This is a genomic window from Bacteroidota bacterium, from assembly GCA_034723125.1.
Taxonomy (GTDB): Bacteria; Bacteroidota; Bacteroidia; order CAILMK01; family JAAYUY01; genus JAYEOP01.
This window is the reverse complement of record JAYEOP010000566.1, coordinates 11184-24755: the sequence shown is the minus strand read 5'-3', so window position 1 is coordinate 24755 and position 13572 is coordinate 11184. Positions and strand designations below refer to the sequence as shown.

13 protein-coding genes and 1 tRNA gene are annotated in these 13572 nt (G+C 29.5%); 4 read left to right on the top strand and 10 right to left on the bottom strand.

Features of this window, described 5'->3' with window-relative positions; genetic code table 11:
* Nucleotides 1-273 precede the first annotated feature (273 nt).
* The 4 genes from U9R42_14455 (at nt 274) to clpX (ending at nt 3691) form a co-directional block, all read left to right on the top strand.
* Nucleotides 274-355 (top strand) — tRNA-Leu (locus U9R42_14455).
* 39 nt (nt 356-394) lie between these two features.
* Nucleotides 395-1771: a trigger factor gene (locus U9R42_14450; GenBank protein ID MEA3497225.1), complete on the top strand. Its 1377-nt coding sequence runs from the start codon at nt 395-397 to the stop codon at nt 1769-1771.
* Nucleotides 1764-2450 (top strand): ATP-dependent Clp protease proteolytic subunit, encoded by a 687-nt coding sequence (locus U9R42_14445; GenBank protein ID MEA3497224.1) that lies wholly within the window; start codon nt 1764-1766, stop codon nt 2448-2450. The genes U9R42_14450 and U9R42_14445 overlap by 8 nt, the downstream gene beginning before the upstream one ends.
* 26 nt (nt 2451-2476) lie before the next feature.
* A complete protein-coding gene (gene clpX, locus U9R42_14440) occupies nt 2477-3691 on the top strand; it encodes an ATP-dependent Clp protease ATP-binding subunit ClpX (GenBank protein MEA3497223.1) in 1215 nt (404 codons plus the stop codon).
* On the opposite strand, the gene murI is transcribed toward clpX, so the two are convergent.
* The 10 genes from murI to U9R42_14390 all read right to left on the bottom strand — a co-directional run bounded on the left by murI (nt 3673) and on the right by U9R42_14390 (nt 13462).
* Entirely contained in the window at nt 3673-4503 is an 831-nt protein-coding gene (murI, locus tag U9R42_14435; protein ID MEA3497222.1) for a glutamate racemase, read from the bottom strand. The genes clpX and murI overlap by 19 nt on opposite strands.
* 14 nt (nt 4504-4517) lie before the next feature.
* Nucleotides 4518-5027 carry an OmpH family outer membrane protein gene (locus U9R42_14430; protein ID MEA3497221.1) on the bottom strand — a complete coding sequence of 170 codons (510 nt, stop codon included), beginning with the start codon at nt 5025-5027 and terminating at the stop codon, nt 4518-4520.
* Nucleotides 5028-5100: 73 nt separating this feature from the next.
* Nucleotides 5101-5634, bottom strand: coding sequence for an OmpH family outer membrane protein (locus U9R42_14425; protein ID MEA3497220.1), 534 nt, complete (start codon nt 5632-5634; stop codon nt 5101-5103).
* A gap of 66 nt (nt 5635-5700) precedes the next feature.
* On the bottom strand, nt 5701-8178 hold the full coding sequence (bamA, locus tag U9R42_14420; GenBank protein MEA3497219.1) for an outer membrane protein assembly factor BamA: 2478 nt from the start codon (nt 8176-8178) through the stop codon (nt 5701-5703).
* Nucleotides 8179-8182: 4 nt separating this feature from the next.
* A complete protein-coding gene (locus U9R42_14415; GenBank protein ID MEA3497218.1) occupies nt 8183-8920 on the bottom strand; it encodes an isoprenyl transferase in 738 nt (245 codons plus the stop codon).
* A 33-nt stretch (nt 8921-8953) separates the two neighbouring features.
* Complete coding sequence (locus U9R42_14410; protein ID MEA3497217.1) at nt 8954-9745, bottom strand: DUF6089 family protein; 792 nt, start codon at nt 9743-9745, stop codon at nt 8954-8956.
* 70 nt (nt 9746-9815) lie between these two features.
* Nucleotides 9816-10640, bottom strand: a complete 825-nt coding sequence (locus U9R42_14405; GenBank protein MEA3497216.1) for a DUF6089 family protein — start codon at nt 10638-10640, stop codon at nt 9816-9818.
* 136 nt (nt 10641-10776) lie between these two features.
* Complete coding sequence (locus U9R42_14400; protein ID MEA3497215.1) at nt 10777-11601, bottom strand: DUF6089 family protein; 825 nt, start codon at nt 11599-11601, stop codon at nt 10777-10779.
* A 24-nt stretch (nt 11602-11625) separates the two neighbouring features.
* Nucleotides 11626-12501 carry a DUF6089 family protein gene (locus U9R42_14395; protein ID MEA3497214.1) on the bottom strand — a complete coding sequence of 292 codons (876 nt, stop codon included), beginning with the start codon at nt 12499-12501 and terminating at the stop codon, nt 11626-11628.
* Between the two features lie 76 nt (nt 12502-12577).
* Complete coding sequence (locus U9R42_14390; GenBank protein ID MEA3497213.1) at nt 12578-13462, bottom strand: NAD kinase; 885 nt, start codon at nt 13460-13462, stop codon at nt 12578-12580.
* Nucleotides 13463-13572: the final 110 nt, after the last annotated feature.

The window sequence follows — 13572 nt, the reverse complement described above, 5'->3', positions numbered from 1 at the left end:
AGTGCATATAGTTAGTGTCTCTAAGAAAAACGTATATTTTTGACTGTTAGAATATTAATGACAATTGAATGACTTTTACATTCACATCCATTATTAATTCAAAGCCCAAGTATAATGAGTAATACAAAGTTTTCTTAGTGCCACTAAGTAATCCTTAAAAAATTATTTTTTCATAACGAAGCATTTCCCTATAACTAATTGCTAATCAATTATAAATTTTATTTCTTTAGTTTTTCATTTTTTACAAAAATATCATTAAATTTGCACCTTTTTGCGGATGTGGCGGAATTGGTAGACGCGCTAGATTTAGGATCTAGTGTTGAGAGACGTGGGGGTTCAAGTCCCCCCATCCGTACTCTTTAAAATTTTATAAAAATCAAAAATAATAATTATTGTGGATATTACTTTAAACAAAGATGAGAATAATTTAGATGCTATTCTTACGGTAAACATCAAACTTGAAGACATTGAAGAAGACACACTAAAATCCTTAAAAAAACAAAAGCAACAATTAAATATTCCCGGATTCAGAAAAGGAAAGATACCCTTAGGTGTTGCAAAAAAATACCTTTGGGAAGGTCTTGTTAAGGAAAACTTAGAAAAAAAATTAGAAAAATCAATTGATGACTATATAAAAAAGGAAGAAGTTGAAATTCTAAAGCCATTATTACCTATTGCAAATGACAAAGCTATTGATTTAAAAAGTGATAAAGAATTTGAATTTAATTATGATATCGGCATTGTTGAAAATCTAGAAATTGATACCCAAACTGTTTTAAAAAACATTAAAAAATATGAAATTTCTATTGAAAAAGAAGACCTTGAAAAAGAAATAGATATCATCCGTAATACTTTTGGCAAACATACCCAGCCTGAAACAATAGAAGATAACAAAAACATTAGATTATATCTTGAATTTTTTGAGCTTGACGAAAAAGAAGAAAAGTTAGAAAAAGGAATTACAAAAAAAACTTCTAAAAACGTATCTGATTTGCCAGAGAAATTCAAGAAAGAACTTCTTGGCAAAAAAAATGAAGAAACTATAAAAATAAATATTGATACTACTTTTAATAATAGAAAAGAATTTGCTAAGTTTCTTGAAATTGAAATACTTGAAGCCGATGATGCAAATGCTACTTTTGAAGTAGAAATAATATCAATTCATTTGCAAGAAAAAGCTACAATGGATGAAGAACTTTTCAAAAAAGCTACACAAGATAAAGCAAGTAATCTTGAAGATTTTAATAAAGAGATTACAAGCACACTTGAAAAAATGAATGAAAGAAGCTGTCTTGAACTGTTAACAAAAGACATTCATACAGCAGTAATGGAAAAAGCAGACATTAAATTACCTATTAAATTCATTGACAAACTTTTTGAATTCGAAATTGAAGAGAAGAAAAAAGACTTAACAGAAGAAGAGTTGCAAAAAGAAAGAATAAATTTTAAGAATCGACTAAAATGGTCATTAATTACAGATTTTATTGCCAAAGAAAACAAAATTGAAGTTACTAATGAAGAAATTTCAAAAGAATCTTATAATTACGTCATAAACATGTATATGCAATATGGCATGCAACCTCAACCTGATCAAATGGAGGATGTATTAAAAGAATTCTTGCAAAAGAAAGAAAACATTAATTATATCCAAGAAACTATTGTTGTAAAAAAAGTTATGGATATTATTATCAAAAATAATGAATTCAAAACAAAAAGTATAAGTTCTGAAAATTTTAAAACTTTAATAAATAAGCAAAACAATCATGAATAAAGATATTACAAAAGAATTTGAAAAATATTCAATCAGCAATCATGGAATAAGCAGTCTTAAATTAGACCAATATTATAAAACTACAAACTATATTACTCCCAACATTATTGAAGAACGCCCAATGAACATCGCTTCTATGGATGTTTTTTCAAGATTAATGATGGATAGAATTATTTTTCTTGGAGTTCCAATTTCTGATGACGTTGCAAACATAATTCAGGCACAGTTGTTATTTCTTGAGTCAACAGATCCAGACAGGGAAATCAGACTTTACATAAATAGTCCAGGGGGAATTGTTTATGCAGGACTTGGAATTTATGATACTATGCAATACATTAAACCTCAAATATCTACAGTTTGTACAGGAATGGCGGCATCAATGTCAGCAATAATCCTATGTGCCGGTGAAAAAAATAAAAGATTTGCATTGAAACACTCAAGAGTAATGATACATCAGCCATTAGGTGGAGTTCAAGGACAAGCAACTGATATTGAAATAACAGCAAAAGAAATTATAAAACTTAAAAACGAGCTATATAAGATTATTGCAAATCACACAGGGCAAGATGTTAAAAAAGTTGCCCAAGACTCTGACAGAGATTTTTGGATGAATTCCGAAGAAGCAAAAAGCTACGGAATGATTGATGAAATTCTTACTAGCAGTCAAGAAATGAAATAATCTTTACGAATAAATAATTTATTATTATGGCAGATAAATGTTCATTTTGTGATGCACCAAGAAACCAAGTAAACATCCTAATAAAAGGAAAAGATGGTTTTATTTGTGATTATTGTGCATCTGAAGCTAATAAAATTGCACAAACAGAAACAGGTCGTAAATTTTCTGAACAAAATTTAACAAGGGTTCCTAAACCAAAAGAAATTTCAAAATTTCTTGACAAATATATAATAGGACAAAATCAAGCGAAAAAAGTTATTGCCGTAGCGGTTTACAACCATTACAAAAGGCTAAAAAACAATCTTGCAAAATCAGAAGTTGAAATTGATAAATCAAATATTTTACTTGTTGGAAATACAGGAACAGGAAAAACACTTATTGCTCAAACAATTGCAAAAATGCTAAATGTTCCCTTTTGCATTGCTGATGCTACAGTTCTAACAGAGGCAGGTTATGTAGGAGAGGATGTAGAAACAGTTTTAACACGCCTTCTTGAAGCTGCTGATTACAATGAAAAAGAAGCAGAAAACGGAATTGTATATATTGATGAATTAGATAAAATTACAAGAAAAAGTGATAATGCATCCATTACTAGAGATGTTTCTGGAGAAGGTGTTCAGCAAGCTTTGTTAAAACTCCTTGAAGGACATATAATTAATGTGCCACCAAAAGGAGGACGAAAACATCCTGAGCAAAGCTTTGTTAAAATTAATACACAAAATATTCTGTTTATTTGTGGTGGAGCATTTAATGGGTTGGATAAAATAATTAATCGAAGAATTAACACACAGAATATTGGTTTCAAGTCAGTTAATTCAAAAGATGATAAAATTACAAATCCTTTAAAATACACAACTCCACATGACCTTAGAAAATTCGGGCTTATACCTGAGCTTATCGGACGTTTACCAATTATTTCATACCTTGATTCTTTAGATAAACAAGCTCTTATTAAAATTCTAACTCAGCCAAAAAATGCAATTACAAAACAATATGCAAAAATGCTTGATATTGAAGGTGTGAAATTCAAAATCAATAAAAATGCAATTGAGTACATTGCTGAAAAATCAATAGAACTTGAAACAGGAGCACGTGGATTACGTTCATTATTTGAACATATTATGATAGATGCTATGTACGAACTTCCAACAGCAAATGATGTAACCGAATATACAGTTACACTAAAAGATGTAAAACAAAAACTTGGAGAGTTAAAAATAGGTCAATCAAAAGTTGCCTGATCAAAATCCCAGATTGGAAATTCTTTTAAAATTATTTTTTTCTTAAAAAACACTTCTGTTGTTTTCTGAAATGACTTTGTATAATCAGAAACATAAAAATTATTTTCCTTTACTGTTTCAGACTCATTTATAAGATTATATTTATTAAGTACTCTTTTTACCTCCGTAGCAACAATATCAGTACTATCAAGAATATTTACTTTACCCTTATAATACTTGTTAATCTCATCTTTTATTAAGGGATAATGAGTACAACCTAAAATTAAGCTATCAATATCTTTTAAGTGAGTTCTTGAAAGATAATCATTTATTACAGCCATGCTAATTTTATTATTAAAAAAGCCTTCCTCAATCATTTGTGCCAACAATGGTGTTGCCATACTTTTTGCAATTATATCAGGATTGAGTGTTTTTAGTTTTTTAATATATGCCCTTGAAGCAATAGTTCTTTTCGTTCCGATTACTCCGATTTGAGTTGGATTTATTTTTTCAACTGCATACTTTACTACAGGATCAATTACATTAATAATCCTTGTTTCATTACCATATTTTTGATTAACAACATTAAAAGCTACAGATGATGCAGTATTGCAAGCAATAACAATTATTTTACAAGACCTTTTGAGTAAAAGTTCCGTAATTTTTTCAGAATAATGTTTTACTGCACGAGCAGATTTATTACCATAAGGTAAATGAGCAGTATCACCAAAAAAAATAATCTCTTCTTTTGGCAACAACTCAGAAATAGAATGTGCAATAGTAAGTCCGCCTATTCCTGAATCAAAAATACCTATGGGTTTGTCTGAAGACAATGTGATGGATTTTATTAATTTATACCAAGCTTTTTCTTTACTAAAAGAGTAATATCATCACTATCCTTTGAAAATAAAACAACTCCACTTGAAGTATCTAAAATATAATCATACTTTTCTTCTTTTGCTACTTCGTTTACAGCATTTTCAACACTTTTTATAATAGGATCCATCAATTCTTGGCGTTTTTTTTGTGATTCATTTTCAGCTCTTTTCTGAAACTTTTTTATGCGTTCTTCAAGTTGCATTATTTCAGTTTCTTTGTCTTCTCTAATTGCAGAAGTCATATCTCCTGAAAGTTCTTTATAGGCTTCAACCTTTGTTGTATATTCTGAAACTAAGACATTAATTTGGTTTTCAAACATCTTTCCTTGTTTTTCAATGGCTTGTTGAGCTTTAGTAAATTCCGGTAATTTTTGAATTAAGTCAGAAGTATTAATGTGTCCTATTTTTACATTTTTTTGTCCAAATGACTGGAATACCACTAAGATTAAAACTGATAATACAATACTTTTTAATTTCATAATAATTTAAAATTTATTTTTTTAGGTGCAAAGATACAGTATTTGAATTAGATAATAATAGTTAAGCAGAATGTTATTTCTTTTTTACTTCAATCCCTAAAATATCTAAAACTTCATCACTCCTATCATATTTTGCATTTACATATAACATTGTAACTGCTCCTGCTTTATCAAAAATAAAATCAAGACCTTCATCCTGTGCTAATTTTTGAACAGCATCAAATACTTTATCCTGAATAGGTTTTATTAATTCTTTTCGCTTTTTAAACAACTCTCCTTCCTTTCCAAATTTTTGTTGTTTCAACTTATTTAATTCGTCTTCTTTCTTTAAAATAGATTCTTCTTTTTTCTTTCTTACATCCTCAGGAAGCAAAACCTGCTCGGCTTTATAATTATTATATAATTTTTCTACTTCTTGCATTTTTATCTTCACTTCATCTTTCCATTGTTTGGCCAAATTATCCAGTTGTTTCTGTGCTGACCTGTATTCAGGCATTTTTTCAAGGATATATTCTGTGTCAACATAGGAAAATCTTTGTGCTTGTGCAGTTGAAAAAAACAAAAATGAAAATACGATAACTGCTGTAAAATATTTTAGGTTTTTCATAATAAGGATTTTTAATTAATAGAATTTTTTAAATTATTTATTACATAAAAAGTGCCAAATCAATTTTTAGAACTGCTGTCCAATAGAAATATGGAAATTTGAACCATGTGCGGTAGGATGCATTGGAATATTATCAAAACCATATCCCCAATCAAATCCTAACAAGCCAAACATTGGCATAAAAATTCTAATACCTGCACCAACAGATCTGTGCACATCAAAAGGATTGAACTTGTTGAATTTCAACCAACTATTACCTGCTTCTGCGAATACTAATCCATAAACCGTTGCTGAAGGATTCAGTGAAACAGGATACCTTAATTCGAAAGTATATTTATTATAAATCGTTCCACCTTTTTCAGTTGCACTTTCAGCAGTTAATGAATTATTTTCATACCCTCTTAATTTTATTAATTCTCGTCCATCAAGATGATATCCTGATAACCCATCTCCCCCAACATAAAATCTTTCAAAGGGAGTAATTCCGATATCTCTGTTATACAAACCAAGAAAACCAAATTCCATTCTTGAATTTAGAACCAACTTATCAAAAATATTTATAAACCAAGATGACTCGTATTTCCACTTGTGATATTCCATCCATTTATACTTTACTTGATCCGTTGCATTTTTATAATCTACATCGCTAAAATATGAAAAAGGAGGTGTCCATTGCAAGCTTAAAGAAAATTTTGAACCTGTTCTTGGATAAATTGGTTGGTCAATTGAATTTCTTGAAAGAAGATGTAAAAAGTTAAAATTATTTGAAATCCCATCAGTAAATGAAAATTCATATTGATAATTATCCAAATTATAACGCTGAAATGCAATAGAGTTGTACAATGTAAAATAATCATCAGGAAATCTCAATCTTTTTCCAAGCCCAATTGTAATACCAGAAATTTGAATCTGTTGTCTTTCAGTGCTTTCTCTTGCAGCACCATTTGACTGTATTGACCTATACAAGCTAATTGTAAAAGAATTTGGTTTTCTACCTCCAAACCAAGGTTCTGTAAAGGAAAAATTAAATGAACTATAATAAATTGCATTTGATTGAAACCTTATACTCAATCTCTGTCCATCTCCCGATGGTAAAGGTCTCCATTCTTTAAATTTAAAAATCTTTTTTGAAGAAAAATTATTAAAAACAAATCCAAGGCTACCAACAAATCTGCCAGCACCCCAACCACCTTGTAACTGAAGTTGGTCAGATGGCTTTTCAACTACTTTATATTCAAGATCAACAGTTCCGTCTTCAGGATTAGGAGTAGGTATAACATTCATTTGTTCAGGGTCAAAGAAACCAAGTTGAGACAACTCTCTTTGAGAACGAATAATATCGGTTCTACTAAACTTTTTACCAGGTCTTGTCCTTAGTTCACGCATAATTACATGATCACTTGTCCTTGTATTTCCGGTTACAGAAACATGATTTATAGTTGCTTGAGGACCTTCAAATATTCTCATTTCAAGGTCAACGCTATCGTTTTTAATTAACACTTCAATTGGCTGAATTGAAAAGAAAAGATATCCATTATCCATATAAAGAGATGATATATCAACCCCTGTAGGATTCATGTTTAACTTTTTTGTGAGTAATTGGGGATTGTAAATATCACCGTTTCCTATTCCTAAAACTCTATTTAAATTATCGGTAGTATATTTTGTATTTCCTGTCCAAGAAATATTTCTTATATAATATTTATTCCCTTCAAAAATTTTAATCTTTACTCCCAAGGACTTTTCGTCAATAATATACACTGAATCTTCAATAATTCTCGCATCCCTATAACCCAAAGAATTATAATATTCTACAACTTTTTTCTTATCTTCCTTAAATTCATATTTAATAAATTTTGAAGACCTGAAAATATTTAAAAAGTTGTTTTCATTTGTTTTTTTAAGTAATCTTCTAATTTTTCCAATTTTAACACTTTCATTTCCAACAATTTCCAATTCTTCAATTCGAATTCTTTCGCCTTTATCAATATCAAATTTTAAATGGAGGTTATTACGTCCAAAAGTTGTATCAGGTATTCGCTCAATTTTCACTGTAGAATTATAGTATCCTTTTTCAATGTAAAACTTTTTAATTTTGTTATTTACATTTTGTAAAAGTTGCTTTGTAACTATTTCTCCTCTAACTAAGGATATTTTTCCACGTAACTTTTCAGCATCAGATTTTTTTATTCCTTTAAAAGAATACTTTGATAACCTAGCTCTGCTTTTTACTTTTATTAATAAATAAATATTATTACCTTTTATTTCTTCAGCAACAATACTAATGTCCGCAAATAACTTTTGCTTCCATAAATTTCTTATTGCTTTTGATATTTCATTACCTGGAATTGACAATTCTTTTCCCAATGCCAAACCTGCGTAAGCGATAATTATATTTTCATTAATATTTCCATTCCCCTCTACGTTAACTCCTGCAAGATTATAGGTCCTTGGAACTGAATAGTCAAACTCATCCGAAATATTTTGAGAGAATGTATTAAAGGTAATTAAACTTAAAACGACAAAAAATATTTTTCTTTTCATATTACTACAATTGCTCACTAACTTTTCCAAATCTTCTTTCTCGATTTTGGTAATCAAGAATTGCACCATAGAAATCATCTTTTGAAAATTCTGGCCAAAATTTTTCACTAAAGTACATTTCTGAATATGCCAACTCCCATAAAAGGAAATTACTAATCCTGAACTCTCCACTTGTTCTAATAAGTAACTCCGGATTAGGAATACCCGCAGTACTCAAACGCTTTTCAACAAAATCTTCAGATACATCATCCTGAACTACTTTCCCTTCACCTGCTTCAACAACAATTTTTTTTATTGCTTTAATAATATCCCATCTTGCACTATAACTTAGTGCCATTACCAGATTAAGTCCTGTATTGTTTTTTGTAGTATCAATAGCATGTCGTAATTCACTTTGAATTTTTTTATTCAGCCTATCAATGTCTCCTATCACTTTAATAACTACATTGTTTTTATTCAAATCTTTAAGTTCTTTATGAATAGTCATTACCAAAAGATCCATTAATGCACTTATTTCTTTGGGTGGTCTATTCCAGTTTTCTGTTGAAAAAGTATATAATGTCAAGTATTTTAGTCCTATTTCACCACTGGCTTCAACAATTTTCCTAACAGTTTTTACACCATTTTTATGCCCGAACATTCTATTTTTTCCAAATTTCGTTGCCCACCTTCCATTACCATCCATAATAATAGCAATGTGTTCCGGTAGCCTATCTTTATTTATTTTATCTTTTAAATTCATTATTGTCAGTCAAAAAATATGAGTACAAAAGTACTAAAAATAACATACAGCATTTTTAATTCGGTATGAAATTGTTATACCTCCTATAATATACCAATCTTTGTAATCTTGCCTTCCTCTTTGCTTGCCATTAAAACTTACTACTTCATTATCGGTTTTATCAGAAAGCAAAGTTGCCATCTTACCATAATTATCTTCCAAAATTTCAGCATCATAATATGTTGTACTAACATCATCAAGATAATCGGTAAATGCATATCTAAATCCCAAATTTATTGCACAATTGAAATTTGGTGTAACTTTTATTTTAAATCCACCACCAATTGGAATAGCCATTTGATATAATGAGTATGAACTATTACTCATCAGAATTTTACCCTCAGTATCAAGAGCATGAAGATTTATCATTTCTCCATTATAAATTGTCTGTGGTTGAAATTTAAAAACAGAAATTCCTGTAAAAACATAAGGAGTATAATTGTTGGGATGAAGACCAAGTGAGAATGGGAAGAAATTAAATTCTAATTGATAACTTAGTTCTGTAATTGAGGATCGAAAATCAAGATTCCTAAGTTGAAGATAATCATAGTTGTTATCATTTCCTGATATTTCACATTGCGTAAATAAAAATGTAGATGAAAAATATTTACTTAAATTCCTTTTGAAAAAAAAACCGCTTGCAAAATGTGTTTCTGATATGGCGATGTTGGGTGCAATATCTCCCTGATAATTAGAACCTCCAACTATAAGTCCTATTTCCCAATTTTGAGAAAAGCATATTGTTGGAATTAGAATAAATGCAAATATGATTTTTATTTTCTGCATACTTAAGCCTTAATCTCCGAAATCTAATTTTATTTTTTTATCTCAATGTGCGTCTTAAATAAATTATTTATCAGAAGCTTATGCAACCAATGGGTAAGAAAGAGTATGTAATAGTCATCCCCAAAAAATAATACCAATCATCAACATCGGGACTTCCTCTAAGTTTATCCTCATCATACTCGATTGGTTCAGGATTAACTTCGCCTGTTCTGTTAGCAAGTTTTACCGCAATTTCACCACCACGAAGTCTTAAATCTTTGGGGTCAACATAATACGAACTAACATCATCTAAATAATCTGTAAATGTTTTTCGTGCACTTGCTTCAATGCCAAGATTGATATTTTTCCCAACTGAAAATTTCCATCCAAAACCAAACGGTATAGCAAATTGTAATAAATTATACTTTCTATACTCATATTTACTTAAGTTTTGTCCCTCAGTTCCAATGGGTTGTAAATTCACCCATTCGTCATTATACTGTGCCTGAGGATTCATTTTAAATAATGAAACTCCTGCAAAAAGATAAGGAGATGAATGATATTTGAAACTACCTGTTTTATATCCTAAAATATTCCATTCAGGAGTAATACCAATATCAAAAATAGTAGAGCGAAAATGCAAATTTCTATCCCATGATCTATGAAAATACTTTTTAGCATTTTGATCAGTTCCCGATACTTTTCCTCTATAAAAATTGGCTTTTAAAGAAAATTGTCTTGAAAGATTCAAACGTACAACGCCACCTATTGTCGGATGCGTTTCTTTTACAACTATTACATTTTCTACAAATTCTCCATTATAATTTGAACCGCCAAAGAATGTACCGACTTCCCAAAATTGTGCATAAGTGAATATTGGGAATAAAAATAAAACAACCATTAAAAACTTTCGCATAATCAGTTCTTGTTTGTTTTGTTAAGTAAAATAACAAAGGTAAGATTTTTCATTAACCTATTGTATAAAAATTTATTATTTATTAACGATTTTTTTAAGATTGAATTGCCTTAATTTTAAGTAAATTTTCGTTTGATTAAAATCTATAACAGGCATTTGGCAGTATGTTATAGGAGATAGTAATTCCTGCAAAATAATACCAATCTAGTTTTGTTGGATTTCCTCTATTATCTTCTGATGTAAAACTTTCATATTCATCAAGATATTCTCCTGATCTATTTGCAAGTAAAACAGCTATTTCTCCATGATTACTTCTTAACACATCATCTTCAACATAAGTTTTACTAACATCATCAAGATAATCTGTAAAAGTAGCTCTTGTTCCAAATTCCATACCTACATTCCAATACCTGTTTAAAGCATACTTCCAACCGAAACCCATTGGAATTGATACCTGAGTTAGAGCATACTTTTCTCTGTCGTTATATTTTGTAGTTCCTTGCCCTTCAGTTCCCATAGGTTGCAATTCATACCATGTTCCATTATACTCAGATTTGGGATTAAATCTAAAAATAGATAACCCAAAAAACAAATATGGAGTATTGTTATATCTCGGATGCCCAGCTTGAAAACCACGAATATTAATTTCAGATTGAACTCCAATATCTAATAATGTTGATTTAAAACTTAGATTTCTCACTTTTGTGTCGTATGCTTTTGCATTTGCATCATTACCTGATACTTCACCGTAATACGCATTACCTTTTACCGTAAACCATTGATTAACATTATAGCGTACAATTGCACCTTCTGCATGATGTATCTCATTAAAATCTATAATTTGTGGAGTAAGATCTCCTTTATAAAAAGAAGTTCCACCGAACAATCCAACTTCCCAATATTGTGAAAACGAAACAAAAGGAAATAAAATTACAAGAAAAAAGATGAGTATTTTTTGCACTTTTATACTATTTTTAAAAGGTTCTTAAAAACAGAAACAAGTATTTTTTCTAAATGTTTTTGTAATTGTAAATCCTAACCACATATACATATCATCTGCATCAGGATTTCCTCTATTCGAACCAACTGCTCTAACAGGTACATATTGTCCATTAATCATTTCTCCCTGTCTATCAGATAATTGAGCAACAATACCGTTTGTTCCTCCATCCAACTTTGAATAATCCGGATAAGTTCCTCCAACATCATCAAGGTGGTCATTAAAGGTTTTGTTTTGCTGAACAAAAACACCGATATTCCACAAATAAAGATTTAATGCACTACTATTTGTTGGTCTTTTAAAACTATATTTTATTCCAAAACCATAAGGAATTGAAATTTGAGTCAAATCATAAGGTGCTTGAGTACTGCCTGCTAAACCCTGCCCTTCTGTTCCAAGCGGCTGAAGTTCATACCATGTTCCGTTTAATTCTCCTTTTGGATTAAAATTGTAAACACTTATTCCTGTAAAAACATAAGGAGCCCAATTTCTGAGTTTATTACCTGTAATATAAGGTAAAATGTTAAATTCCACCTGAGCCGTTCCTTCAAGAATATGAGATTTAAAAGAAAGATTACGAGTATATGCACCACCACTTCCTACTTCTTTATTAACATCAGAGCCTTCAATATTTCCATAAAAAACAGCAGCTTTAAAATTCAATCTTGGGTTGAAATAATATCGATATATTCCACCTAAATTGAACTTACTTTCACTCCATGTTACATGTGAGTATGTGAGATCTCCAAGATACTCAGATGCTCCTAGCGAAACACCTAATTCCCAATCCTGAGAATTTGCTTTATTTCCAGAAAACATTAAAGCTATTACGATTATAAACAGTCCTAAATTTTTTCGCATTTTTCTTTATTTTTAATCCTTTTTAAACTTAATCAGTGAATTATTGATTAGCAAATATAAAACATTTTATTTAATTTCAAAAATTTCTCCTATCTTTTCCCCACATTAATTTTTCACGAATAACTCCACTAAAGCTCTGTCCCTTTATTCGCACGGTTTTCATTGAAAATGGAGCCTTTAATATTTTTAATTTTATTTTATTATTAATTATTTTATAACGAGAATCTAAAGAAATTAAAAAGTTTCTTTCTCTGGATTTCATTTCAAATGTTATTTCTACATTGTCAGGAACAATAACAGGTCTTACATTAAGATTGTGCGGAGAAACTGGTGTAATAACAAAATTATTTGATTCGGGGAAAACAATTGGACCACCACAACTTAAAGAATATGCAGTTGAACCGGTTGGCGTTGAAACAATTATCCCATCTCCCCAGTAAGTATTAAAAAAATCACCATTTAAATACATTGTGATTGCTGTAAGGGATGAGTTATCTCTTTTATGAATTGTAAAATCATTTAGTGCATAATTATCATTATTAAAAATACACTTATTTGTATCAAATTTTAAAACACACCTATTTTCTATTTCATAGTTCTTATTAATCAATGATTTTATCGTTTCACGGATTGTATTTGTCGGATTGTATGATAAAAAGCCTAATCTCCCTGTGTTAATGCCAATAACAGGAATTCCCGAATCTTTAATATATAATAAAGCAGCTAAAAATGTCCCATCTCCACCTATACTAATAAAAAAGTCAACTTTAAAATCTCTTAAATCTTGACTGTTTTCAAAAACATCAGGAAAGTTATTAGAATATTTATATTTTTTCAAAAAACCATTAAGCTCTTTGCTAACGGTAATTTTTATTTCATACTCCTTTAATATCTGAAAAAGATGTTTTATAACAACAAAGTCTTCCTTTGAAATTAAATTTGTATTTATTGCAACTATCATTTTAAACTCTCATAAAGGTTAATGTAATAATGCCTTTGATTCACAAAAATATACATTATTATATAATTAACAAAAATATTATTTTCTCTCAAATTTTAATTCAATTATTT